The sequence below is a fragment of the Rahnella sp. BIGb0603 genome, assembly GCF_024808755.1.
In the GTDB taxonomy this organism is placed as follows: Bacteria; Pseudomonadota; Gammaproteobacteria; order Enterobacterales; family Enterobacteriaceae; genus Rahnella; species Rahnella contaminans.
Genome location: NZ_JANUEX010000002.1, coordinates 43,091 through 69,299 on the forward strand (window position 1 = coordinate 43,091; position 26,209 = coordinate 69,299).

21 protein-coding genes are annotated in these 26,209 nt (G+C 56.8%); 4 read left to right on the forward strand and 17 right to left on the reverse strand.

Translation table 11 applies throughout. From position 1 onward, the window contains the following. Positions 1 to 11: 11 nt before the first annotated feature. Together M2403_RS05415 and M2403_RS05420 are read left to right on the forward strand one after the other, a co-directional pair. On the forward strand, positions 12 to 830 hold the full coding sequence (locus M2403_RS05415) for a hypothetical protein (protein ID WP_259228681.1): 819 nt from the start codon (positions 12 to 14) through the stop codon (positions 828 to 830). 166 nt (positions 831 to 996) lie between these two features. Next, the gene (locus M2403_RS05420) at positions 997 to 3,423 is read left to right on the forward strand and encodes a DUF3772 domain-containing protein (protein WP_259228682.1); all 2,427 of its coding nucleotides are present in this window, start codon (positions 997 to 999) and stop codon (positions 3,421 to 3,423) included. 655 nt (positions 3,424 to 4,078) lie between these two features. Here M2403_RS05420 and M2403_RS05425 read toward each other — a convergent pair. From M2403_RS05425 to M2403_RS05455, 7 genes are all read right to left on the reverse strand, one after another. After that, complete coding sequence (locus tag M2403_RS05425; protein ID WP_259228683.1) at positions 4,079 to 7,201, reverse strand: efflux RND transporter permease subunit; 3,123 nt, start codon at positions 7,199 to 7,201, stop codon at positions 4,079 to 4,081. Continuing rightward, the gene (locus M2403_RS05430; protein WP_259228684.1) at positions 7,198 to 8,448 is read right to left on the reverse strand and encodes an efflux RND transporter periplasmic adaptor subunit; all 1,251 of its coding nucleotides are present in this window, start codon (positions 8,446 to 8,448) and stop codon (positions 7,198 to 7,200) included. The genes M2403_RS05425 and M2403_RS05430 overlap by 4 nt, the downstream gene beginning before the upstream one ends. Beyond that, positions 8,448 to 9,701 carry a TolC family protein gene (locus tag M2403_RS05435; protein ID WP_259228685.1) on the reverse strand — a complete coding sequence of 418 codons (1,254 nt, stop codon included), beginning with the start codon at positions 9,699 to 9,701 and terminating at the stop codon, positions 8,448 to 8,450. Before M2403_RS05435 ends, M2403_RS05430 begins: the two co-directional genes overlap by 1 nt. A gap of 14 nt (positions 9,702 to 9,715) precedes the next feature. Continuing rightward, a complete protein-coding gene (locus M2403_RS05440; RefSeq protein ID WP_259228686.1) occupies positions 9,716 to 9,973 on the reverse strand; it encodes a copper-binding protein in 258 nt (85 codons plus the stop codon). A 175-nt stretch (positions 9,974 to 10,148) separates the two neighbouring features. Further along, the gene (locus M2403_RS05445) at positions 10,149 to 10,568 is read right to left on the reverse strand and encodes a hypothetical protein (protein WP_165057292.1); all 420 of its coding nucleotides are present in this window, start codon (positions 10,566 to 10,568) and stop codon (positions 10,149 to 10,151) included. 174 nt (positions 10,569 to 10,742) lie between these two features. Beyond that, a complete protein-coding gene (corA, locus tag M2403_RS05450; protein WP_152326052.1) occupies positions 10,743 to 11,750 on the reverse strand; it encodes a magnesium/cobalt transporter CorA in 1,008 nt (335 codons plus the stop codon). 120 nt (positions 11,751 to 11,870) lie between these two features. Beyond that, complete coding sequence (locus tag M2403_RS05455; protein WP_259228687.1) at positions 11,871 to 12,704, reverse strand: oxidoreductase; 834 nt, start codon at positions 12,702 to 12,704, stop codon at positions 11,871 to 11,873. Positions 12,705 to 12,863: 159 nt separating this feature from the next. Between M2403_RS05455 and M2403_RS05460 the strand changes: the two genes are divergently transcribed. Next, the gene (locus tag M2403_RS05460; protein WP_259228688.1) at positions 12,864 to 13,805 is read left to right on the forward strand and encodes an AraC family transcriptional regulator; all 942 of its coding nucleotides are present in this window, start codon (positions 12,864 to 12,866) and stop codon (positions 13,803 to 13,805) included. A 7-nt stretch (positions 13,806 to 13,812) separates the two neighbouring features. Here M2403_RS05460 and M2403_RS05465 read toward each other — a convergent pair whose 3' ends face one another. The 3 genes from M2403_RS05465 to M2403_RS05475 are packed head-to-tail and all read right to left on the reverse strand — an operon-like array spanning position 13,813 to position 18,159. After that, positions 13,813 to 15,420 (reverse strand): efflux transporter outer membrane subunit, encoded by a 1,608-nt coding sequence (locus M2403_RS05465; protein WP_152326055.1) that lies wholly within the window; start codon positions 15,418 to 15,420, stop codon positions 13,813 to 13,815. Continuing rightward, on the reverse strand, positions 15,404 to 16,972 hold the full coding sequence (locus M2403_RS05470) for a DHA2 family efflux MFS transporter permease subunit (protein ID WP_195824628.1): 1,569 nt from the start codon (positions 16,970 to 16,972) through the stop codon (positions 15,404 to 15,406). Before M2403_RS05470 ends, M2403_RS05465 begins: the two co-directional genes overlap by 17 nt. Next, positions 16,969 to 18,159 (reverse strand): HlyD family secretion protein, encoded by a 1,191-nt coding sequence (locus tag M2403_RS05475; RefSeq protein WP_152326057.1) that lies wholly within the window; start codon positions 18,157 to 18,159, stop codon positions 16,969 to 16,971. Before M2403_RS05475 ends, M2403_RS05470 begins: the two co-directional genes overlap by 4 nt. 263 nt (positions 18,160 to 18,422) lie before the next feature. On the opposite strand from M2403_RS05475, the gene M2403_RS05480 reads away from it, so the two are divergent. Further along, positions 18,423 to 19,334, forward strand: a complete 912-nt coding sequence (locus M2403_RS05480; RefSeq protein WP_152326058.1) for a cation diffusion facilitator family transporter — start codon at positions 18,423 to 18,425, stop codon at positions 19,332 to 19,334. Between the two features lie 91 nt (positions 19,335 to 19,425). On the opposite strand, the gene M2403_RS05485 is transcribed toward M2403_RS05480, so the two are convergent. The 7 genes from M2403_RS05485 to M2403_RS05515 form a co-directional block, all read right to left on the reverse strand. Then, positions 19,426 to 19,572, reverse strand: coding sequence for a DUF2474 domain-containing protein (locus tag M2403_RS05485; RefSeq protein WP_259228910.1), 147 nt, complete (start codon positions 19,570 to 19,572; stop codon positions 19,426 to 19,428). Between the two features lie 36 nt (positions 19,573 to 19,608). Further along, on the reverse strand, positions 19,609 to 20,616 hold the full coding sequence (gene cydB / locus M2403_RS05490; protein WP_259228689.1) for a cytochrome d ubiquinol oxidase subunit II: 1,008 nt from the start codon (positions 20,614 to 20,616) through the stop codon (positions 19,609 to 19,611). Positions 20,617 to 20,618: 2 nt separating this feature from the next. Continuing rightward, the gene (locus M2403_RS05495; protein ID WP_259228690.1) at positions 20,619 to 22,037 is read right to left on the reverse strand and encodes a cytochrome ubiquinol oxidase subunit I; all 1,419 of its coding nucleotides are present in this window, start codon (positions 22,035 to 22,037) and stop codon (positions 20,619 to 20,621) included. A gap of 188 nt (positions 22,038 to 22,225) precedes the next feature. Then, positions 22,226 to 23,326, reverse strand: a complete 1,101-nt coding sequence (locus tag M2403_RS05500) for an iron-containing alcohol dehydrogenase family protein (protein ID WP_259228691.1) — start codon at positions 23,324 to 23,326, stop codon at positions 22,226 to 22,228. A 74-nt stretch (positions 23,327 to 23,400) separates the two neighbouring features. Then, a complete protein-coding gene (locus M2403_RS05505) occupies positions 23,401 to 24,249 on the reverse strand; it encodes a MurR/RpiR family transcriptional regulator (RefSeq protein ID WP_259228692.1) in 849 nt (282 codons plus the stop codon). A 3-nt stretch (positions 24,250 to 24,252) separates the two neighbouring features. Continuing rightward, complete coding sequence (locus tag M2403_RS05510) at positions 24,253 to 25,572, reverse strand: MFS transporter (RefSeq protein ID WP_152326362.1); 1,320 nt, start codon at positions 25,570 to 25,572, stop codon at positions 24,253 to 24,255. A gap of 211 nt (positions 25,573 to 25,783) precedes the next feature. Next, entirely contained in the window at positions 25,784 to 26,122 is a 339-nt protein-coding gene (locus tag M2403_RS05515; RefSeq protein ID WP_152326063.1) for a hypothetical protein, read from the reverse strand. Positions 26,123 to 26,209 lie beyond the last annotated feature (87 nt).

A 26,209-nucleotide genomic window follows, 5' to 3' on the forward strand; every position in this document is an offset into this window, starting at 1 on the left:
AAGGAACAGGAATGAACTGGACTGAAGGGGTGGTGTGGGGCGTCAGTGCCGTCGTAACAGGCTTACTGATCGGCCTGCTGCATAAAAAAGGCGTTCTGAGCCGTGTGCCTGCGGTGATCGTGTTTCTGGTGCTGTTTATCGGTGGCAATCTGCTGTGGAGCGCGGTCGTAAAGCCGCATCTTGTCAGCAACAGTGAAGAGCAAAAGGTCGATCAGGCGCTGGCTGAACTGCCGCTTTACACCACGATAAAATCGCAGGAACCGGCGCTCTATGCGCAGATTCGCAGCAATATTCTCAAGCTTCGCAAAGAAGGTAAATCGCAGCAGGACGCCATTAATACGGTGAAACCGATGGTCTCCGTGTTGCTGACACAGCGCATCAGCCATGCGCCGGATGCCAACGTGAATGAGGCGATGCAGGTGAATCTGGAAGAGATGCAAACCTTGCAGGCGCGCAAGGACGGCAGCTGCTTTAAGTTCCTGTATCCGCAGGTCAGCGGTGGTATTAATACCGCGCAGGTTCTGCCGCCGGAACTGTTCCAAAAAGATCTCAATACCATGAATGACCTGCTTCTGGCGACCGGCAGCGGGCAGACTGAACAACCCGCAGCGGTCAGCACTGAACGCGTGATCGCCATGATGGCCCCGGTGCGTGAGGCACTGGGCAACATGTACGGCGAGCAGTTGCAGATGTTCAGCGACCTGACCAAGCCGGACGTCGATCGCGAGAAAGTTTGCGAGATTTCCATCAGCCTGTATTCCGGTATTCTTGCACTGCAACCGGCAGACTCGGCGGCAATCTTGCGACAGATGCTGGGTGCGAAACCCTGAATCTCCCGCCGGGCTGCGCGTCTGAACGTGCAGCCCGGCGCGGCCTGACGGCAACATAAACAGACAATCCCTACTATTCTTCTTAACAGGAAAGGGTATTCTTACGCCGTTCATCTAAAACACTTTTGTTTCGTAAAAAATAACGAGCTCCCGGAACCATCCTTCTATGCAAAAAATGTTTAGAGTGCCGTTTTTGTTACTGGCATTGTTGTCATGTCTGCTGTTAACGCCTGCGCTGAGTCAGGCCGATGACAGCACCGGTCGATCTGCCACCGAACAGCCGGTCAAAGTTAACGCCAGCACCGCGCTACCGGCGTTGCAAAAACGTCTGGATCAGCTGAAACAGCAGGTCTCTTCGGCGAAAACCGACAAAAAATTCACCGGCCTGACCGATGCCGCGCAGGCACTGGCCGAAGACGCCGATAAACTGGCGGCGGCGCTCGCGCCCGATCTGACGCAGGTTCAGGCACAGCTCGATGTCCTTGGCCCCGCGCCTGCGCCAGGTACGCTGACCGAAACGCCTCAGGTGATCAGCCAGCGTAATAAACTCAACAACAGCAAAACCCTTCTCACCACGCAGATTGAACAGACCAAAGCCATCGGCGTGGGCGCGCGGAACCTGTCTTCACAGATTTCCGGGCTGCGCCGTGACGCGCTGAAAACCCAGATTGCCCTGAACACCGGCAGCATTCTGGGCGGGAATTTCTGGGCACCGTTGTTCAAGCCTAACGATGACGATTCTACACGCTTCAGCGATTTTGGCTCGCAGGTGAGCGATGCCTGGACGCAGGCGTGGAGCCCGGAATGGCGCGCCGGCTCGGGCATTTATCTCCTGCTGGCACTGGTACTGGGCATTTTTGGCCGCCGCGTGCTGGATAAACCGATGAACTGGATCCTGCCGCGCTGGTTGCCGCAGGGCCGCTTCCGCCGCAGTTTCCTCGCCTGTTTCACCACGCTGAGCACCACCCTCACGCTGGGTTTCAGCGTTCAGCTCATCGGCTACATCTTTACCCGTCTGCCGGATACCTCCGCGTGGGTGAATGAGTTCGCCGAACAGCTGGTCGAGCTGACGTACTTCTCCGCGCTGATTGCCGGGCTGGGGATTGCGCTGCTGTCGAACAACCATCCGTCCTGGCGCTTGCCGGGCATTGCCGATCCGCTGGCCAAAACGCTGGCCTCGTTTCCGGTGCTGCTGGCGACCTTTATTTTCCTGTTCGGCATCATCGAGCAACTGAATAACCTGGTCGGTGCCAGCGTTGCCGCAACGTTATTCGGTAACGGTCTGGCTGCGTTACTGGTGGCGCTGAACTGCCTGATTGCGCCGGTTCGCGTCAACAGAATGCGTCGCAAAATGAAAGCCGACGGCGAGCAAACCGAGGCCCGCTCCACGCTGGCCGGGTTGATCCATCTGGTGATCAGCATTACCGCTGTCGTTATCATGCTCGCGCTGCTGATTGGTTATATCCCGCTGGCGCGTTTCGTCACCTTCGAACTGCTGTGGATTGGGCTGGTGCTGAGCTGCCTGTATCTGCTGATCCACTTCGTGGTGGATTTCTTCGAAAGCCTGTTCGCGCCGGGTACGCACAGCGGCAAAATCATCAAAAGCACCCTGAGCGTCAATGACCGCCATCTGTCGCTGGCGGCCACGCTGTTCTCGGCCATCGGGAAAACTGCGCTGCTGTTGTTTGCCGCCGTTGCACTGCTCAACGGGACGTTCGGCTCCACGACACCGCTGGAATTGCTGGCGAAAATTGTCGATATCTGGGGCGGTAAAGGTCTCGAAGGGGTCAACATTATTCCGGCGCACGCGGTAAACGCGGTGCTGTGTCTGGTGATCGGGTGGTACGTCCTGCGTTCCGCACGTCGCTGGCTGGATAATGATTTCCTGCCGAAAACTATGATGGATCGCGGGATGCGCGCCTCTCTGGTGACGCTGTTTACCAACGTCGGTTACGTACTGATCATCCTGCTGACGCTGTCGTCACTGGGTATCGAATGGAACAAACTGGCGTGGATCGTGAGCGCCTTGTCGGTCGGTATCGGTTTTGGCCTGCAGGAGATTGTGAAGAACTTTATCTCCGGCCTGATCCTGCTGACCGAGCGTCCGGTGAAAGTGGGCGACTTAATCAGCATCAGCGGCGTGGAAGGGGATATCCGCCGGATCAACGTCCGTGCGACTGAAATCCAGCTCAGCGATAAATCCACCGTGATTGTGCCGAACTCCCAGCTGATTTCTCAGAACGTGCGTAACGCCACTATGGGTAACGCGCAGGGCGTGGCGACCATCGCGCTGACATTCCCGCTCGACATCGACCCGGAACAGGTACGCAGTTTGCTGCTCGACGCTTACAACGCGCACGAACAAATCCTCGATACGCCTGCGGCGTCCGTCAGCTTTAAAGAACTGGGACCGACCGGCATCATCCTGAGCGTGACCGGCTACGTGAGCAGCCCGCGCATTGTGAGCGGGACGCGGAGTGATTTGTTGTATGAAATCCTCAAAATGCTGCGTGCAGCGGGGATCAGTCTCAGTCAGACTCAGACGATGATTTTGGAAAAACCGGCGGAGAGGGCTGCTCCGTTAGAGGAGTGACCGGGGTGGGATTACGGTCCCACTTGCCGTTTTAACTTCAACTTCAACTTCAACTTCAAATTTGAATTCAAATTCAACACCTTGGGCTCGCCGCCCAAACTGGCCCAGAGGACGCGTAAGCGCGCGCCCTCTGGACTCCCGCTTCCTCACTGCGCGCTATCGCCGGGACGATGGACATGTTCCGGCACATTGGTGAGTGGCGCAAATCCAGGTGCTTCGCACTGCCTTCTCTCGGTCTTCGAGCCATAGGTCTCGAAGCCGCTCCGTTCAGCTGAATTTTGAGCGCGCCAATCAACTTTTCTAAAAGACTAAAATCATCATTTTTTTGAATTTAAGATCCTGCGGGCGTTTCAGAAAGCTTGCTGAATGAGAGGTTGCAGACCTGAGGCTGAAATCCCGAAATGAAGGCACCGCGCAGCGGCAAGATTTCCAGCCTGTCACAGAGGTAACTGAAACATGGCCAGCGGGCGAAGCGCGAAGCGCGAAGTAAAAAAGCGAGGAGGAATCCAAAGGAGGAAAAGCACTTTCCTCCTTTGGGCGGTTTTGGCGCAGTGCGTCAGGTGAGCACTGCACATGAAAAACCGAAATTTTCTCGATCAGCTTTCAGTGCAACTGAAAAACCGAAACTTTCTCGACCAGGCCTGCACTGCAAGTGCTAATTCCGCCTCCTGTGCGCCAGCAAATACACCGCCGGGATCACCAGCATCGACAGCAAGGGTGCGCTCAGCATCCCCCCAATCATCGGCGCAGCGATACGTTGCATGACTTCTGAACCGGTGCCGCCGCCCCACATAATCGGCAGTAATCCCGCCATAATCGTCGCAACTGTCATGGCTTTTGGCCGGACGCGCAGAACCGCGCCGTGGTGGATAGCGTCACAGAGTTCTTCCTCGGTCAGCGACTGGCCGGATTTTTGCTGGCGCTGCACGGCCTGATTCAGATACAGCACCATAATTACGCCGAACTCAGCGGCGACGCCGGCCAGCGCGATAAAGCCGACGGCGGCGGCGACGGAGAGATTGTAATTAAGCAGATACAGCAGCCAGATCCCGCCGGTCAGCGCAAACGGCAGCGTCGCCATGATCAGTGCCGCATCGCGCACGCTGCTGAAAGTGACATAGAGCAGGACAAAAATGATGAGAAGCGTGACCGGCAGGACGATTTTCAGCTTTGCCGTCGCACGTTCCAGATACTCAAATTGCCCCGACCAGCTGACGGTGACGCCTTCCGGTAATTTCACCTGCTGATTCACCGCCTGCTGCATATCTTCCACCGCAGATTTCAGGTCACGTCCGCGCAAATCGACATAAATCCAGTCTGACAAGCGCGCGTTTTCACTTTTCAGCATCGGCGGCCCGTCGGTGACATTGACCGAAGCCAGCGCTGACAGTGGCACCTGGGCGCCGGACGCGGTCAGCACCGGCAGATCACGCAGCGCCTGCACGTTGTCACGCAGTTCACGCGGATAACGCAGGTTGATCGGATACCGTTCGCGGCCTTCCAGCGTTTCACCGATATTTTCGCCCCCGACCAGCGTTGAAACCAGCGACTGCAATTCGGCAACCGTGACACCGTAACGCGCAGCTGCACGCCGGTTGATGTCGATGTCCACGTAGCGGCCGCCCTCGAGACGCTCGGCCAGCGCCGACGTCACGCCGGGAACCTGCTTCACGATATGCTCGATTTGCTGCGCCACCTGCTCAATTTGCGCGATATTATTACCGTTCACCTTAATGCCCACCGGGCTTTTAATGCCGGTCGCCAGCATGTCCAGCCGGTTGCGAATGGGTGGCACCCAGACGTTGGCAATGCCCGGTAATTTCACCGCGTTATCCAGCTCCGTCACCAGTTTGTCGGGCGTCATGCCGGGCCGCCACTGGTCGCGCGGTTTGAAGCGGATCGTGGTTTCAATCATGGTCAGCGGCGCGGGGTCGGTGGCGCTGTCGGCGCGTCCGGCCTTGCCAAACACGCTGGCGACTTCCGGCACGGTTTTGATCAGCCGGTCGGTTTGCTGTAATAATCTCGACGCTTCGCGGGCGGAAATCCCCGGCAGCGTGGACGGCATATACAGCAAATCGCCTTCGTCGAGCGGCGGCATAAATTCACTGCCCAGTTTTGACAGCGGATAAAGCGATACCAGCAAAAACAGGCCGCTGCATACCAGCGTGGTTTTCGGGCGTTTCAGCACCGCAGAAAGCACCGGCTGGTAAGCGCTGATGAGCCAGCGGTTGATCGGGCTGGCATTTTCATCCGGGATTTTGCCGCGAATAAAATAGCCCATCAGCACCGGTACCAGCGTGATCCCAAGGCCGGCGGAAACGGCCATGGCGTAGGTTTTGGTAAACGCCAGCGGCGAGAACATCCGGCCTTCCTGCGCTTCGAGCGAAAACACTGGAATAAACGACAGCGTGATGATCAGCAAACTGCAAAACAGTGCAGGCCCGACTTCGATGGCAGCCCGTTCAGAAACCTGCCAGTAATCCGCGGATGTCGGCTTCTGGCCGGGATGATCATGCCGCCATTGTTCGAGCACTTTGTGCATGTTTTCAATCATTACGATTGCGGCGTCCACCATCGCACCGATGGCAATCGCAATGCCGCCGAGCGACATAATATTGGCGCTGACGCCCTGATAATGCATGACGATAAACGCGCCGAGAATGCCGAGAGGCAGCGTAATGATCGCCACCAGCGCCGAGCGGAAGTGGAACAGAAACAGTGCGCAGACCACCGCCACGACGATGAACTCTTCCACCAGTTTGTGCGACAGCGTTTCGACGGCGTGTTCGATCAGCGGCTGACGGTCATACACCGGCACGATTTCCACACCGGCGGGCAGCGTGCGGGCCAGGGCGTTCAGGCGAACTTTTACCGCTTTCAGGGTTTCCAGCGCATTTTTTCCCGAGCGCATGACGATAACGCCGCCCGCCACTTCGCCTTCGCCGTTGAGTTCCGCTACGCCGCGCCGCAGTTCCGGGCCGGTGCGCACTGTCGCGACGTCAGAAAGCAGCACAGGAATTCCGCTGTTAACGGCCACGACCACGTTGTTGAAATCGCCCAGACTTTTCAGGTAACCGGAGGTGCGCACCATATATTCGGCTTCGCCCATTTCCAGAAGCGATCCGCTGCTTTCCTGATTAGCGCTTTGCAGGGCGCTGACCAGTTGCTGATGCGTCACGCCGCGTGCGCGCATCCGCTGCGGGTCGGCGACCACCTGATACTGTCGCACCATGCCGCCGATGCTGGCAACTTCAGAAACGTTGGGCACCGTTTTGAGGTCGTAACGCAACGTCCAGTCCTGTAACGCCCGCAGCTGTTCCAGGCTGTGTTTACCGGTTTTATCGACCAGTGCGTATTCATAAATCCAGCCGACGCCGGTGGCATCTGGCCCCAGCGATGCTTTTGCACCCGGTGGCAGCGAGGACTGCACCTGACTGAGGTATTCCAGTACGCGGGAACGCGCCCAGTACGGCTCAGTGCCGTCATCAAACAGCACATAAACGTAGGCATCGCCGAACATCGAAAAGCCGCGCACGGTTTTCGCGCCGGGCACCGACAGCAAAGTGGTGGTCAGCGGATACGTCACCTGATCTTCAATGATTTGCGGCGCTTTGCCCGGATAACTGACGCGCACGATCACCTGTACGTCGGAGAGATCCGGCAGGGCGTCGAGCGGGGCTTTTTGTAAAGACCAGATGCCCCAGCCCGCCATCATCAGGGCGGCGAGCAGCACCAGAAGCCGGTTGCGCAGCGACCAGCGGATCACGGTGGCAATCATAAATGGCTCCCGTGCTGATGCGCGTCTGGCGTGGTTTCAGCACCGGCAGCGGCGGGGAGCGCGCTGCGCAGGCTGGCTTCTGAATCAATCAGGAACTGGCCGGAGGTCACGACAGATTGGCCTTCGCTGAGGCCGGAAAGGATTTGCGTCCAGCCGTCGCGCGTTGCCCCTGCGGTGACCGTCTGCGGCGTGAAATGCCCGTTGCCGTCGTCGAGCAGCACGGTATTGCGGGTGCCGGTCTGAATCAGCGCTTCCTGCGGGATTGCCAGCACCGGCGTTTGTGCCGGTGCATCCAGCGTCAGGGTGAGATACATGCCGGGGCGCAGCTTTTGCTGCGGATTATCAATCACCACGCGGGCTTTCAGCGTGCGGTTGACGGCGTCGGCGTCGGGCAGTAATTCACTGACCACGCCGCGAAATACGTCGCCCGGCTGGCTGTCGCTGTTGCCGCTGACCCGGCTGCCGACCTGAACCTGCCCGGCGGCGGACGGCGGATAATCCATCACAATCCACACCTGTTTCAGGCTGGTCAGCTCAAACAACGGCTGCGCGGCGGCCACCTGCGCGCCTTCGCGCACACTCAGCTGGCTGAGATAACCGTCTTCCGGTGCCACGACGTCAATGCGCGTCTGTGGCTGGCCGGTTTTATCGATACGTCTGAGAATATCCTCCGGCATAAATTGCAGTGCCAGACGCTGGCGGGCGGCGGCGCTCAGGCTGCGGTCACCGAGCTGACGCACCGCCAGATATTCCTGCTGCGCGGCGGTCCAGTCGGGGATCCACAACGTCGCCAGTTTCTGACCTTTTTTCACCTGTTGCTGGCTGGCGGCAACGTAGAGTTTTTCCACCAGACCGCCTGCGCGGGCTGCCACCGTGCGCAGGCTGCGTTCGTCGGCTGTGACCGTGCCGTAAACATTCAGCGGGGAGGAAATGACGCGGCGCTCAACTTTCGCGCTGCGCATTCCGAGATTCTGCTGCTGACGGGCGCTGACCGTGACGCCGCCGTCGTTGGCCACTTCGTCGGCGTAACGGGGCATCAGATCCATATCCATAAACGGCGATTTGCCCGGTTTATCAAAACGCTGATCCGGCGTCATCGGGTCGTACCAGTACAACACTTTTCGTCCGGCAGTCGCAGTCGCCGTTTTTGATTCAGCAGGCGCATTATGGCGTCCGGCCTGGTAACCCACGGCCAGCGCGGCCGCGACGCAAAGCGCCAGCAGGCTGTAAGTTTTAACGGTAGTCATCAGTTGTTCTCCTGAGGTGCCAGATAGCGCAGGGCGACCCAATAGCGGGCGACGTCCAGTTCGGCATTCCGCTGGGTAATCTGGCTGTCGAGCAGGCTGCGGCGGGCTTCCAGTACGTCATTCAGGCTGCTTTTTCCGGCGCGGTATTGCGCCTGAATCACGCTGACGCGTTGTTGTTGCAGCGGAACAACATCATTTTTCTGCCGCTGCCACAGGGTATTGGCCGCCTGATATTGCGCGAGCAGCGTGGTCAGTTGCGCCTGATGCGTGCGGATGAGCTGCGCCAGCCGGTCATTACTTTCCATAGCCATCGACTGATCGGCGGCGTGATCTTTGTCCTGACGTGATGCGGTAAACAGCGGCAAATCAACGGTGACCATCACGCCCGCGAGGTCGTCATAATTGTCGGCGCGGCGACCGTAATAGACTTCAACGCCGATATCCGGCAGTGCTGCAATCGCTGATTCTGACGATTTTGCCTGCGCCACTTCCGCCTCGCGCCGCGCCTGGAGAATTTCAGGATGCTGGCTGATGCTGTCGGCCTGTGTGGCTTCGGCGGGCAGTTCGCTGACCGGTGGAATGGCACCGAGAATTTCGGGCTGATCGATGCCGGTCAGCTGGCTCAGCCGTGTGCGTGCCAGCTGCACGTCGCGTCCGGCTTCGGTGAGTTTGTCCTGCATGCTGAGGAGCGTCAGACGTGCGTCGAGCACCGACGCAGGCAAGGCGCTGCCACTGCTGACGCCGCCGCGCTGCACGCCAATTTGCCGCTGACTTTCATCCACCAGCGCCTTCAGCTGCTTTACGGTTTCATTGCCAATGGCCAGTTCCATCCAGGCCTGCGCTGTATCGCGCTGTAGCTGAGCACGAATGCTCTGGCCGTTCGCCGCCGCCTGCCGGGATTCGGCGCGCAATGTACCGGCCTTACGCTCGCGCTTACTGCTGCTCACGTAATCCTGCATGATGCCAATCCGCTCCATGGTCATGCCTTCGCGGGTGAAACGCTGGTCGTTACTGCCGCCGACGGGCAGGTTTTCAATCCCGAATTTCAGCTTCGGATCCGGCAATTGCATGGCGGAATCCGCCCGGTTTTCCAGCGCGTTAATCTGATGGCGGTTGGCAGAAAGCTCAGCCGAATATCCCTGCGCGGCCACCAGCGCCTGCGGAAGAGAAACGGGTGTGGCAAAGGCGCTGACCGGCATAAAAGCCAGCAGCCAGTGCCACGTCACCCAAGGGTGACGCGGTAAATTCAACATGGTGTTTCTCCCGGTTAGCGTTTCAGCGGTGTCAGTGTCTGCAACTGATAAGCCGTGTCCGTTTTGACAAAGCTGAACGCCACCGGCGTACCGGCGGGCAGGGAGTTCGCGGCGATTTCCGGTGGTAACCGGAAATTCATGGTCATGGCGGGCCATTTAAGGGCAGGAATGGCGTGATGAGAAATTCCCACGCGGTCGGATTGCCATTGCGTGATCACACCTTCAGATTCATAGGTCTGAACGTTTTCCATCGCCATAGTGTGGCCATCCATTTGCATCGTTTCTGCAAAGGAATAAGCGGAAATAAAGAAAAGACTAAAGACAAAACTATTTAAAATTGTACGCATGGGAATAACTCCAATACTGTCATATCAGATAAAAGCCGTTATTACGGCAGATAAATAAGATTATTCAGATGCAAGGAGATGCATCCTCTGACAGCAGGGGCTATTCCCGGTATCGGCAGAACTGAACTTCAGCAGGCGGGGCTGTGACTTGTGGAGCCACCCAGTCGGCGGTGGTGACCGCCACGCTGGCATCGAGGGTAATGACGGCGAGTGCCGGGACAACCGGAAGCGCTAAAATGGGCACATTTCCGTTGTCTGTCTGGGTTCTTTCCGGTACGCAGTGCTTTTCACACAGCACTGACTGACTTTGCATATGCTCAGGTGAATCAGGCATTTGCATATATTCATTGTGCGACATCGTGGTGTTTTCCACCGGCGGGCGCATGTCGCACTGATGGCTGGCGAGGGCCAGCTGAGAATTCAACAGCAGCCAGCACAAGGCGAACAGCAACGCACTGATCCGCTTGCCGGGCAAGCGCAGTGAATGCATAAACTGTGAAATCGCGGAGCGCACTGACATATTAAGGTTATTTCCGGAAGGAAAGATGCGAACGAGTATATAAGGAAATAACGCACAGAGGGAAGGGGAAATAGAATAAGTCTGCGGTAAATTTGTCAGGATAATTAAAGAGAGCGAATAACAGCGACTTCTGTTATTCGCATGTTAATTAACGTGTGGCTTCAGGTGATAATATCAGAGCCAGCCCGATTTTTTGAGTTTCCAGTATAACCATGCACAACCGGCGATCGTGACACCCAGCGTGACCGGATATCCCCACCAGTCGTCCAGCTCCGGCATGTTTTTAAAGTTCATGCCGTACAGGCTGAATACCACGGTCGGGATCGCCAGAATTGCCCCCCAGCCCGCGAGACGTTGCACCACTTCATTCTGATGCACCGACACCAGCGCCAGATTCACGTGCATGGCGTTCGAGAGCATTTCGCGCATATCGTCGGTGGTACGGATCACCTGATTCGCGTGATCCTGCACGTCACGCACATAGGCACGCAGGCTTTTCGGCATCAGTTCTTCATAATGGTGGCTGAGCTGGTTACAGATATCCTCCATCGGCACGGCGGCGTTGCGCAGCGAGAGCAGATCGCGGCGCAGTTTATACACCTGCTGCACGGCTTGCTGGTTAAACGTGTTCTGGAACATCAGCTTTTCGATGGCGTCGAACTCTTCGGTGTAGCGGTGCAGAATTTCCAGATAGTTATCAACGATGGAATCGAGCACGCAATACAGCGCGTAAGCCGGTCCCTTGCTCATCATGTCCGGGCGTTCTTCGGCGTGTTTGCGGATTTGCTTGTAGCTTGACGACGCGCCGTGGCGGATGGTGATCAGGAAATTTTTGCCGAGAAACAGATGCGTTTCGCCATACTCGATCGTTTCATTCACCTTTTGCGCGGTGTGCGTGACAATAAACAGCGACTCGCCGTACTGCTCGATTTTCGGCCGCTGATGGGCGGTCAGCGCATCTTCAATCGCCAGGTCATGCAGCCCGAATTCCTCCTGAATACTGCGCATGTACGCATCTTCCGGCTGCCACAAACCGAGCCACACAAAGGTGTCCGGCTCTTTCAGCACTTCGCTGATGTCTTCGACGGTGACATCCTGCAACCGCTTGCCGTCACGGTAGGCAACGCTGTTGATTACTGAATCGCAGCTGGGTTTTTTATCTTCGTTAGAAATGTCGTTCATTTTTTACCCGATTGTTATTCAGACGAAAATCCCGCCCGCAGGCAGGATTGTTTTCAATGTCTGAACAGAATAGCGCAGTCTGATGGAAATGCGTTTATCGGGAATTCTGAAAAAGGTTTTTCAGCCATCGGTTGAGCGACTGAGCGTTTCCCACGCATCAATATCCGCATTCATCTGTAGCAGTTTTTCCCTCACATACGTGACAGCATCGCTGCCCAGCAGCAATGAGGCCGGTGGCGCGGGGCTGTCAATCAGCGACAAAATGGCCGCAGCGGCTTTCAGCGGATCGCCGGGCTGATGGCCGCTGCGTTTTTCACGTGTGTCGCGGATCGGGCCGAAAGTGTCGTCATAATCCGGAATGCTTCGAGGTGAACGCACCATTGAACGTCCCGCCCAGTCGGTACGAAAAGATCCCGGCTGAATGGCGGTGACGGCAATATTAAAAGGTTTCAGCTCTTTGGTCAGCGTCTCGGAAATCCCCTGCAATGCAAACTTACTGCCGCAGTAATAGCTGATCCCCGGCATCGTAATAAAGCCGCCCATGGACGTGATATTGAGAATATGGCCGCGGCGGCGGGCACGAAAGTAAGGCAGAAACGCTTTGATTACGGCCACCGCGCCAAACACGTTAACGTCAAACTGGTGTAACGCCTCGCTGAGCGGCGATTCTTCCATAATTCCTTCATGTCCGTATCCGGCATTATTGACGAGGATATCGACAGGGCCGGTTTCGCTTTCAATGGTATCCGCCAGCGCCGAAATGCCGGCAAAATCAGTCACGTCGTGGATATGTCCAAAGCTTCGCCCGGGGGCAATTGCGTCGAATTCTTCTTTGGCCTGCTGGTTTCGCAAAGTCCCTGCGACACGGTGACCGGCTTTCAGCGCTTCTTCTGCCAGCGCACGGCCAAAGCCGCTGCTGACGCCGGTAATAAAAAAGAGTTTTGAATGGCTCATAAAATGCTCCTCAGTAACGGGAAACCAGAGTAGGGCGCGGGGTGTTAAATCCGTAGCCCGGATCCTCTCGAATGTTTGCCTGATCCTATGAGACGTCTGGACGGGAATATCGCCCGCTGCCACACTGTTGTGACTTTTCTGTTCACCTCCGGGGGAAACATGACAATCCCATTATCCGCAACCACGTGTCAGATGGTTGCGCTTCTCGATAAGCTGACGCCGCGGGAGGGCTACAATCTCACGTCTCTGCCCGACGTGCGTTTTCTGCGTTCGAACCGCCCGCTGATGCGCACGCCGGTTTTATATGAGCCGGGAATTGTGATTGTGGTGCAGGGAAGAAAACGGGGATTTCTCGGGAATGATGTCTATTTGTATGATGCGCAGCATTATCTGATGGTTGCGGTGCCCGTGCCGTTTACCATGGAAACCGATGCCAGTGAAGATGAGCCGATGCTGGCGATTTACATGCGGCTAGATTTCAGCCTGGCGGCAGATATTTTGTTGCAGCTGGAAGCATATCCGTATCAACCGGTGGAATCGCCAAAAAGTATGGTGTCCAGCCCGATGGATGAAGCTATGCGCGCGTCCGTATTGCGTTTTTTACAGATAATGGCGTGCCCGCAGGATGCAGAAATTCTGGGAAAGGCGATGCTGCGTGAACTGTATTATCGCGTGATGACCGGTGTGCAGGGCGGCGCGCTGCGCAGTGCGCTGAGGATGCAGGGGCAGTTCGGCAAAGTGATGAAGGCGCTGCGAAAGTTGCATACAGAATACGCTACGCATCTGGATGTGAATGCGCTGGCGAAAGAGGCGGGAATGAGCCTGCCGACTTTCCACAGTCATTTCAAAAGCATTACCGATACGTCGCCGATGCAGTATCTGAAATCCACCCGTCTGCATCAGGCCAGATTACTGATGTTACGCAATAATCTCACGGCTTCAGCAGCGGGTGTGCAGGTGGGTTACGAAAGCGTTTCTCAGTTCAGCCGCGAATTTAAACGTTTATTCGGGCTGACGCCGGTAAACGAAGTTGAGCGAATGAGGCAGAATTTTTCTTTACCTGCCCCGGTCACGCCTTCGGATTTTATCTCGTCACATTAAACCGCCTTTACGGCGTTATCCCCGACGTCGTTTTGACTTTCACATCCGTCGTTGCCGCCGGACCAAACACGGTGTAGGTCGGTAAATCGACGTTCTGGTAGGGCTCCCAGCCGCCGCCGAGGGCTTTGTACAGTGACACCAGATCGGTGCTGGTTTTCACTTTCGCTTCGGCGGATTGCTGATGCGCCTGCGCGAGCTGGCGCTGGGCGTCGAGCACGTTGATGAACGTCGAAAGTCCCTGACGGTAACTGTCGCTGGCGAGATCAAACGCCGTCTGTAACGCTTCGGTCGTCTGGTCTAATCCGTTCACCTGATCCTGATCCGTGCGGTAATTCACCAGCGCATTATCGACGTCCTGAAGCGCGGTCAGCACCGTCTGGCGATAATTCAGCGCGGCATTGGCCTGCTGCGCACGGGAAAGATGCACGCTGGAAACCAGACGTCCGCCCTGGAAGATCGGCAGCGTGACCTGCGGGCCAAAGGAGTAGAAATGGCTGCTCCAGTTGTCGAGATAACTGACGTCAGTGTTACGCATCCCGAACTGACCGGTGAGGGAAATACTCGGGAACATCTGCGCGACGGAGACGCCGATATTGGCCGTCGCCGCGTGAAGATCGGCTTCGGCTTTGCGCACGTCCGGGCGACGACGCGCCAGCTGCGACGGGACGCCAACCGGGACGGCGGCGGGCAGGGCAGGCATCGGTTTTGGTGCGGTCAGTTCGGCATCCAGCGAGCCCGGCGTCTGGCCGAGCAGAACCGCCAGCCCGTTCATCGCCTGACGCTCCTGCGCCTGATACTGCGGCAACTGGGCGCGCAATGAACCCAGCTGTGCGCGGGCATTTTCGACATCCAGCTGTGGAGAAAGGCCGTTCTTCTGGCGGTTTTGCGTGAGATCCAGCGTCTGCTGCGCCACGTCGATTTGTGTCTGAATCGCCGCCGTCACACTTTGCGCACCGCGTAGTTGCAGATACGTGCGGGCGACTTCGGCTTCCAGCGACACCAGCGCATCGTTACGCTGTTCGACGGAAGATTGCGTCTGCGCATTCGCGGCCTCAACCTGACGCCGCGTGCCGCCAAATAGATCCAGCTCCCAGCTGGCATCGAAACTTCCCTGATACAGATTGACCGGGCGTGTCGCCGTATCAATGGCGCTGGACGCTTCCGGGCTGAGATCGTTCAGCTGCTGTGAAGCCCCGCTGGAATCCAGAATGCCCTTCAGGCCAAGCTGCTGACGCGTGGCTTTCGCGCTGCCCTGAACCGACGGCAGCCAGGCGCCTTCTGCCTGTTTGACCTGTTCGCGGGCACCGGCAATGCGCAGCACCGCCTGTTGCAGGGAGATATTCCCGGCAATCGCACGGGTGATCAGGCTGTCGAGCTGCGGGTCGTTAAACGCTTTCCACCATAACGGATTCGGCTCTGACGGCAGGGCGATAGAGGCGCCGTCGGCGTCTTTCGGCTTCGTCATGTCGTTATAAGCGCCCGGCGTGACCGGATTCGGTTTCTGGTAATCAGGGCCCACTGAGCAGCCCGCCAGCGCCAGCGTGAGAGCCGAAACGGTAAACAGCGTGGTCTTATTTAACTTCCGGGTCGTATTCAACTTAATGTGCTCCGGCATTACCTTCGCTCTTAACCGGCGAAAGCAGGAAACAAAATGGGATCAAAATAACAGCGACGATGGCGCAATAGCCGAACACATCGATGTAAGCCAGGATGCGCGATTGCGAGATCATTTCCTGATACATCTTCACGGTGGCGAGCTGCATCGGGTCGCCGACGACGTGGGCGAAATCGCGGATCGCGGCGGCACTTTTGCTGACGGCCTGATTAAACTGTTCATTCAGCGGCGACATGTTGTGCGCCATGTGTGCACTGTGTGCCTGCGTTCGTTCGGTCACACCGGCCGTTGCCAGCGAAATCCCGATCGAGCCTGCGACGTTACGGAACATGGTAAACAGCGCGGCGGCGTCGGCGTTCATCCGCTGCGGAATAGTGATGAACGCGATGGTCGTCAGCGGCACAAACAGGAAGCCCAGCCCGATCGACTGCGCGCTGCGGTACATCACCAGCGTTGTGAAATCGACGTCCGGCGTCAGAGTGGCAGAATAGATAAACGACGCGGCGAGCAGGAAGAAGCCGAAAGCAATGATGTAACGCGTCTGCACAATCGGCATCAGTTTCAGCACCAGCGGGATCGACAACACAATCAGCACCGCGCCGGGCGACATCACCAGCCCGGAGAGCGTGGCGGTATAGCCTAACTGCTGTTGCGCCAGCTGCGGAATCACCACCGAACTGCCGTACAAAATCATCGCCATACCGGCCATCAGTAAACCGGCGACCGCGAAGTTTTTATCCTTCATACAGCGCAGATCGACCACCGGTTTTTTGGCATAAAGCAGCCAGTAAATCGCGCCGACAATGCCGGTTGCCGCCAGCACCGCAAAGGTGACGATGAAGCCGGATTTAAACCAGTCGTCGTCCTCACCGCGGTCCATCATGACCTGCAAACAGCCCAGCCCGAGCGCAATCAGCCCGATACCGATGTAATCAATACTGAGTTTGCCTTTGGCTTTACGCTCCCACGGCGGATCTTCCAGCAACTGATAAATCGCCAGCAGGGCGATAATCCCCACCGGAATGTTGATGAGAAACACCCAGCGCCAGCTGAAATTATCGGTGATGTAACCGCCGAGCGTCGGCCCGACAACCGGGGCCACGATGATGGCAATCGATGAAAGGCCAAACGCCTTGCCGCGATCTTCCGGCTTGAAATAATCCAGCAGCACCGATTGCTGGATCGGCTGTAAACCGCCGCCGAAGAACCCCTGCAACACGCGGAACAAAATCATCTGCCACAGCTCAGTGGCGATACCGCACAGGAAAGAGCAAACGGTAAACATCGCGATACAGATCAGAAAGTAGGTTTTGCGGCCCATCACGCGGCTGAGGAACGCGGAAATCGGCAACACAATGCCGTTGGCCACCAGATATGATGTTAAAACCCAGGTCGATTCGTCATAACTGGAGGACAGCGAACCGGCGACGTGCGGCAGCGCCACGTTAACGATGGTGGTGTCCAGGATTTCCATGAACACCGCAATGGTTACGACGGCGGCAACTGCCCATGGATTGGCCTTGGGTTTCCAGTAGCTGCGATCTTCATTCATTCGACGGTCACCGTCGGTTCAACAGACAGGCCGAGCGGCAGATGATGATTTTCATCCAGGCCGCTGTCGATGACGATTTTGACCGGAACGCGCTGCACAATTTTCACATAGTTACCGGTGGCATTTTCGGCCGGGAAGGCCGAGAAGCGCGAGCCGGTGCCTTGCTGAATACTGTCGACGTGACCATGAAGTTTGATATCCGGGAACGCATCAACGGTGATTTCAACTTTATTGCCCGGACGCATGCGCTCAAGCTGCGATTCTTTATAGTTGGCGGCGATCCAGATCTCTTTCGACACCACCGAGAACAGCGACGAACCGGCCTGCACCAGCGTACCGAGCTGCACATTACGTTTGGTGACGTAGCCGTCGAACGGTGCGCGAACCTGCGCATACGAGAGATTCAGTGTGGCGTTTTCGAGCTGCGCTTTGGCCTGTTCAACCTGTTGCTGACGGGCTTCAACGTTGGTTTCGGCCTGACGAATATTCAGCTGAACCTGCGCGGCGACCTGCACCTGCGCTTTGGCATTTTCCAGGTCTGCGGCGGCTGAACGCACCTGCGCGTTGGACGTATCGATATTCTGTTGCGTGGTCGCCCGCGGATCGACACCACGCTGACGACGGAAATCTGCCGTAGCGTTAAGTAAGTTGGCTTCCGCACGCGTCTGCTGAGCCTTTGCCTGCGCCAGCTGCGCCGGATACTGCACTTTCGCCAGATCATACTGAACCTGCGCCTGATGCAGTTGGGCAACCGCCAGCCCAAGCTGCGCCTGCGCGGCATCGCGCTGCGCGGTGGCATCACGGGGATCGATTTCGACCAGCAGATCGCCTTTATGTACAAACTGGTTATCTTTCACCGCCAGATTAGTGACATAACCGGCGATTTTCGGCGCGATGGTCACGGCGTCGCCTTCGGTAAAGGCATCGTCGGTGCTGATCTGATCTTTAGTCATCAGCCACCAAACCAGCGCCACGACCAGCATGACAACTACAACAATACCGAGAATAATCAGCGGCTTTTTGCCGGGGCCTTTGCGTTTCTCGTCCGGTTCTCCGGCGTCGTTATGGGAAGATTTATTGTCCTGAGTGTGGCCTTCTCCTGATTTCACCTGGCTGGAGTCGAGTTCTGACTGTTCGGAACGTGCGTCATCTGACGCGGAAGGTTTTGCATTGTTATCGTTTGTCATAGTGCTCTTCTGGTTATCGGCGACCGCGCGCCGGAACAAAGAAATCTTGTTTTAAGCTAGATTGTATTGATGTAAATGCAAGTAAATATAGGTCAATAAACCTTAGTCAGGGCACGAAGATCCAAACCATAGGGAAGGTCTTAAAAAATGAAAATGGGTTATAATGCCGGACTGGTATTTGTATTTATCAAATTTAGTTGATCCTCAGCTTCAGGAATTCCTGTGAATAATTCTCAAAAAAACCGGCTTGTCCGGAGCCATTCATGAGTCGCCCGGCCCCTTCCTATAAAGGGCTGACGCGTATCGCTTCTCTGGTTTCTGTCTGCGTGGCGCTGGTGCTGGTGTGCATCAAAGTCTGGGCATGGGTGGCGACGGGCTCTATTGCTTTGCTGACGTCGGCAGCAGACGGGCTGGTCGATGTACTTGCGTCCATGGTGACGTTAATTGGCGTGCGTTACGCGCTGCGTCCTGCCGACAAAGGGCACCGTTACGGGCACGGCAAAGCCGAAGCCGTCGCCGCTTTTGTTCAGGCGTTGTTGCTGGGTGCAGCCGGGCTGGTGCTCGGCGGGGAATCCATCGGACGCATTATTAACCCGGCGCCGCTGGCGCAACTCGGGCTGGGGATCTGGGTCATTATCATCAGCTGTGTGGCGGCGACCGGCCTGGTGCTGATGCAAACGTACGTGGTGAAGCGCACCGGTTCCACGGCGATTGCCGCTGATCGCGCGCATTACATCACCGACGTTGCGGTGAATATCGCCGTGCTGCTGGCGCTGATTTTCGAACGCTATTTTGGCTGGACGCGTTCTGACTCCATCGGCGCGTTGCTGATTTCTTTCTATATGATCTGGAATGCACGCGGCATGGCGGCGGATGCGCTGACGCAGTTGCTGGACCGGGAGCTGAGCGCCGATGACCGTAAACGCGTCAAAGAAGCTGTGCTGAGCGTGACCGGCGTGAAAGGCGTGCATGATATCCGCACCCGTAACGGCGGCGACCGCGTTTTTGTGGAGTTCCATGTGGAAGTTGACGGCAACCTGAGCGTGGATATCGGGCACGATATCGGCGACGCGGCCGAAATGGCGGTGGGCAAATTGTTCAAGTTTGCCGATGTGACGGCGCACCTTGAGCCGGACGGCATCGACGACGATCGTCTCGATAACCTGCTGCGCTGACTGGCTGTCGTTATCCGCTGTCGTTATCTGCAATAAAGAAAACCTCCGCCAAATTTGACGGAGGTTTTTTGTTTGGATAAACGTCAATAAATCAGTGCGTGCGCATTCCCGCTGCGGCCATCAGCAATTTAAACACCGAGGCGACAACAAACAGCGCCAGTACGCTGCCCAGCCAGATAGCCGCCATCCAGCCGACGCGTTTCCAGAAAGGCTGACGGATAACGGTTTCATCATCCATTTCCCTGATGAGCTTCTTCATTTACTCCTCCGCATCTCAGTGATAGCCCTGTTCCGGCGTCACTTTCCCTCTGAACACGTAATAGCTCCAGAAGGTATAAACCAGAATAATCGGGATAATAAACAGCGCGCCGACCAGCATGAATCCCTGACTTTGCGGCGGAGCAGACGCCTCCCAGATGGAGACGGACGGGGGAATAATGTTCGGCCAGATGCTGATCCCAAGGCCGGTATATCCGAGGAAAATCAGTGCCAGCGTCAGCAGGAACGGCGAGTGGTGTGCCTGACGGTTTACCGCGCGCAACATCCAGAACGCCACCAGTAACACCAGCACCGGAACCGGCAGGAACCAGAACAGATTCGGCACACTGAACCAGCGCGTGGCGATGGCGGCGTGCGTCAGCGGCGTCCAGATGCTGATGATCACCAGCACGATCAGAAAGGTGAAAAGCAGCGGTTTTGCGCAGCGGTGCATGCTTTCCTGCAGGCGGCCTTCGGTTTTCATAATCAGCCACGTACAGCCGAGCAGGGCGTAGGTCACGACCAGCCCGAAGCCGCAGAACAGATTGAACGGCGTCAGCCAGTCCAGCGCGCCACCAGCATAGGCGCGGTTAGCCACCGGAATGCCGCCGACGACCGCGCCGAGCACCACGCCCTGACAAAACGTTGCCAGCACTGAACCGGCGATAAACGATTTGTCCCAGACGTGGCGCTTTGCCGCACTGGCTTTGAAGCGAAATTCAAAGGCCACGCCGCGGAAAATCAGGCCGAACAGCATTAATGTGAGCGGAATAGTCAGCGCGTCGAGCACCACGGAATACGCCAGAGGAAACGCGCCAAACAGCGCCGCACCGCCGAGTACCAGCCAGGTTTCGTTACCGTCCCAGACAGGCGCCACGGTGTTCATCATCACATCGCGCTCATGCTCTGCTTTCACCAGCGGGAACAGCAGGCCGATGCCCAGATCAAAGCCGTCCATCACCACGTACATCATCACGCCAAAGACGATGATCAAAAACCAAATCAGCGGAAGATCGATACCCATTTTCAGACTCCTTCGTCGTTCAGCGGTTCTTTAATAGCCGACAGCGGACGCGCCGGTGTGCGATGTTGCCCCGGTCCGCCGTGATCCTGACTCAGACCCTCATGCGGCTGCGGCCCTTTGCGGATAAGCTTCATCATGTAGAGATAACCGACGCCAAACACCGAGGAATAAATCACCACGAACAGCAGCAGGCTGATGCTCATCTGCATCTCGCCGTGGCTGGAAACGGCGTCTTTCGTGCGCAGCAGACCATAAACCACCCACGGCTGGCGGCCAATTTCAGTGGTAAACCAGCCCGCCAGCAGGGCAATCAGACCAGACGGCCCCATCAGTAATGCAAACCGCAAAAACGCTCTGTTTTCATAAAGATTACCGCGCCAGCGCAGCCAGAGGCTCCACAATCCCAGCACGATCATCAGCATGCCGAGCCCGGCCATAATGCGGAAACTGTAGAAAACGATGGTCGGGTCAGGCCGGTCTTCTTTCGGGAATGATTTCAGCGCCGGGATTTGCTGCGTCAGGCTGTGCGTGAGGATCAGGCTGCCGAGATAGGGGATTTCCAGCGAATAACGCGTTTCCTCGCGTTCCTTATCCGGATACCCAAACAGAATCAGCGGCGACGGCTCGCTGTTTTTATTCTCCCAGTGGCCTTCAATTGCCGCGATTTTCGCGGGCTGATATTTCAGCGTGTTCAGCCCGTGTGCGTCGCCAATCAGCGCCTGAACCGGAGAAACGATCAGCGCCATCCACATTGCCATCGACAGCATGGTGCGCATCGCCGGGGTATTGCGCCCTTTAAGCAGATGCCAGGCGGCAGACGCGCCGACGAAAAACGCCGATGACAGGAATGCGGCGGTGGTCATATGCAGCAAACGGTAGGGAAACGACGGGTTGAAAATGACTTTCAGCCAGTCCACCGGCACCACCTGATTGTTGACGATCTCAAACCCCTGCGGCGTCTGCATCCAGCTGTTAGACGCGAGGATCCAGAAAGTGGACATCAGCGTGCCGAGCGCGACCATACAGGTGGCGAAAAAGTGCAGACCGGGGCCGACACGGTTCCAGCCGAACAGCATCACGCCCAGAAAACCCGCTTCAAGGAAGAAGGCGGTCAATACTTCGTAAGTCAGCAGGGGGCCGGTAATGCTGCCTGCAAATGATGAGAAAAAGCTCCAGTTAGTCCCGAACTGATACGCCATCACCAGCCCGGAAACCACGCCCATGCCGAAATTCACGGCAAAGATTTTTGACCAGAAATGATAGAGGTCGCGATATTCCTCTTTTTTGGTTTTAAGCCACATCCCTTCAAGCACCGCCAGAAAACTGGCCAGCCCGATGGTGATGGCGGGGAAAATTATATGGAAAGAAACGGTGAAAGCGAACTGTATACGCGCCAGTTCGAAGGCATCTAAACCCAACATGAGAGGACCTATTTTTATAGCAGATGATGAAAGGGGATTTAACCATGAAGGGGAGTGGGTATAACAGGAACAGTATTGTGATAATCAGGTATAACAGTTGCGACCTGGAGGTGGTTTCAATAGCCGTTCGAGACGATTTCGGTTTCTCACTTGCAGCGGGGGCTGTCGGCGGACTGAGAAAGTTTCGGTTATTTAAAACCAAGACCCGTTTGGGCGGCGAGCCCTTCAACTCTCTCAATCGCCCCCCTCACATCTGCGAAACAGACATCCCCCGGCATGTTTGCCATATCCGGCGTACTCAGACTCCGGTCGATAATCACTGCCAGATCCTGCTCCGTCAGGCCCTGCGCGATATGTGAAAGCTGCGTCGGGATCGCGCTGGCACGCGCCAGGGCTAAAGCGGTTTGCAGCTCTTCATCGCTGCGGCCTTCGAGTGCCAGCAGGCACAGATTCCCGTAGCCTACCAGCAGACCGTGGGCGACGTGGCGGGTTTTAGCGCAGGCGGTGAAACCTTCGTATAACGCGTGGGATGCGCCGGTGTGTGCGCCGTTGCTCATAATGGACGTCAGTCCGGCGTAGAGGAAAATCGCATCGAGAACCTGTTCGAGCGCGTTATTGGCTTTGCCGTCCTGCACCGCGAAACAGGCGTCGGCGGCGAAGTGTTCGATGAGCGTATAGCAAAGTTCACTGTTGGTTCTCGCAACACCGGCAAGGCCGGTGAGCCGGGTCAGGTCACTGATGGCACGGTATTCGTACCATTTTGCCAGCGTGTCGCCGATACCGGCTGAAAGCCACGGCAGCGGAGAAGCTGCGAGCAAATCAGCGTCGATCACCGCTGCCGCCGGGCCGCAGGGAAGCGGAACCATGTCGCGGAACTCGCCGTCCTCATGATAACGAAACGCCAGCGAGGTGACGGCGGAGCAGGTGCCCGCGATGCTCGGTAACGTGACGACCGGAATATTGCAGGCGACGCCCGCCGCTTTGGCAGTATCCAGCGCCTTTCCGCCGCCGGTGGCGATAATCACTTCAACGCCCTGTGTGCGGAAAACGTCCGCCAGCCGGTTGATTTCCTGCTGGCAACATTCGCCGTTGAAGATTTCACTGCCGAGATAACTGACCATCTGTTGTTCGAGCTGATCGGCGACTTTGGTTTCCACGCTGGCAATTGCCCGTTTACCGCCGACCAATAACGTCCGCTGGCCGAGACGTCCGCACATTGCGCCTAAATGTTTAATCGCTCCGCGTCCGCGAAGCACGCTGGCAGGAAAAACCAAACGGTGGGTGAACATGGCTGCCCTCAGATAAACGCATAAAACGGGGTGTTTCATGAAGTATAGAAGGCGCGTGGTGAAGTGCCGGAATATCAGCGGCGGCGCTGGCGCACGGCGTCATGGGTTTTGCGTAAGGCGTCCCGCGCGCCGGGTAAACGCTGCGCAACGCCGATATACAGGCAATCGATAATCAGCAACTGGCTGGTGCGGCTCGCCATCGCGGCGGCGCGGAAACCCAGTTCGCGGCTGCTGGTGAGCAGCACAATGTCGGCTTTGCGCGCCAGCGGTGACCGGCCATTGGCGGTGATGGCGAGCGTTGCCGCACCGGCGTTTTTCGCATGCAGCAGGGCGTCCAGCACGCCCGCCGTTTCGCCGGAATGGGAAATCGCCAGCGCGACATCCGCCGCCGTTAACTGACAGGCGCTCACCAGGCTTTCATCGGTGCTGCCGAACGTCTGGGCGATAAGGCCGATGCGGCGCAGTTTCTGGCAAAAATCCTGTGCTACAAGCGAAGACGCGCCTGCGCCGTAGACGTCAATCCGTCGCGCCTTAGCCAGCGCCGCAACGGCTTCTTCCAGCGATTCGCCTTTCAGCAACTGCGCCGTCGCCGTCGCGCCTTCCACCTCAAACGCCAGCAGCTTATACAGGATTTGCTTCGGCGAATCGGTTTCATTAATGTCTGCCGCCAGTGGCGATTCAGCGTGCGGTAGCGCAAGGGGTAATTCTGCCGCCAGCGCCAGCCGCAGCGCGGGGTACCCCTCAAACCCTAATCGTTTGCTGGTTCGCACCACCGTGGCGGTACTGGTTTGCGCAAGCTGCGCCAGTGCCGTTACGCTCAATTTTGCGACATCCGGCGGGCTCAGCATAATGAGGGTGATGATCCGTTTTTCAGCCGGTGAAAAGCTGCCCTGCAAAGCCTGTAAACGCGATTGCAGATTCATCGGTTATTTTTCCAGTTCGCGAAGATGGTCGTCTTTGCGCAGCGTCATCAGCGCAAACAGGCTGACCACGCAGGTTGCCACCACGTAATACGCCGGAATATCCAGATTCCCGGTTTCTTTAATCAGGCCGGTGATGATAAGCCCCGCGCAGCCGGAGAACACGGCGTTCGACAATGAATACGACAGCCCGAGGCCGGTATAGCGCACGCGGGTTGGGAACATTTCCGCCAGCATCGCCGGGCCGGGGCCTGCAATCATGCCGATGGTTACACCGGCAATCAGCACGGCGACGCCTTTTGCCAGCAGGCTGCTTTCCGGGTTTTGCAGCAGATGCAGCAGCGGGAAGCTGAGAATAATCACCGCCAGCACGGCAATCATCATCACTTTTTTGCGGCCGATTTTGTCACTCAGCCAGCCCGATGGCAGGATCGCAATCGCGAAACCGACGTTCGCCAGCACGGTCGCGACCAGCGCCTGCAAAAACGTGGCGTGAAGCGAGGTTTGCAGATACGACGGCATCACCACCAGGAAGGTGTAACCGCCCGCCGACCAGCCCATCATGCGGCCAATCCCCAGCGCGATAGCTTTGGCGGTTGCCAGCGTTGAGGCTTTTTCTTCCGCCGTGCGCGGCGCGTTTTTTTCCGGTTTCTGGCTGGCAATAAAGGTCGGTGTTTCGTCAAGTTTAAGGCGCAGATAAAGCGCCACCAGCCCCATCGGCAGGGCCAGCAGGAACGGAATGCGCCAGCCCCAGGCTTTCATTTCAGCATCCGGCAGCCACTGCACCAGAATGGCCACCAGCGCCACGCCGGTCAGCAGGCCGAGTGAAACGGTGAAAGACTGCCACGCGCCGTAAATTCCGCGTTTGCCTTTCGGGGCGAACTCTGTCATCAGCGAAACCGCGCCGCCAAATTCACCGCCTGCAAACAGGCCCTGGAACATGCGCATCAGCGTCAGTAACAGCGGCGCGGCGACGCCAATTTGTGCGTAAGTCGGCAGGATACCGATGATGGCGGTGGCGAGGGTCATCAGTAATACCACGGCAATCAGCGTGGGCTTACGGCCAATGCGGTCGCCGATGCGGCCAAAGATAATGGCGCCAATCGGGCGGCAGAAAAAGGCCAGTGCAAACGACGCGTACGTCAGAAGCAAACCGGTCATGCCGGTCTGGCCTTCGAGCGTGAAAAAGTTACCGGCGATCAGTGTCGCCAGATAACCGTAAACGCCAAATTCGTACCATTCGATAAAGTTGCCCACTGAACCGGCGACTAACGCGCGGCGTGACTGGCTGGCAGAGGCAGGGGAAAGCTGTCCGGTGCGGGTCATCATTAACCTCATAAAAGGAGAGAAACGGCGGGAATAGAATGTAAATAATTTTCTAAATTCAGGTGATTATTATGTCAATAATTTTCATGTTTTGAACAAAATAAAAGCGGAATCTGTGGGGTAAGGCAGATTTTTTGGCAGAAACGGCAGAGTTCAGGGCATAAAAAAAGGCTGCGCCCGTGAAGGTGCAGCCTGTTTAAAGAAGAGGGCGTTACAGCGTGTGGATATCGATACCGTCGCCGATATTACTTTTCTGGTAATAAGCCCGCGGGACTTCTACCTGATACTGTTTGTCGGCGTAGGCGACTTCCAGAATAAAACGTTCGTTTTCATAAGATTCTACCGGAATAAATCCGAAGAACCCTTCCGTTACGCTGATGGTGCGGGTAGACGGAATCGCATAACGATGAACAATCCTTGCTCTGAGCGGCTGCTGATTGCCGGTTAACGTGTTCCATACGCGGTTAACGGGTTGCGCCAGAGTATCAATCACCTCTGAGGCCAGCGAGTTAAGAGCGGTTGGCCAGCTCTTAGGTTTTTTCATTGTCATGATGAATACCTCGTTGGTCTATATAACCCAATTCATATATTTATCCGCTGCTAAGATCCAATCATTTTTTACGCTAAGTTTATTCAG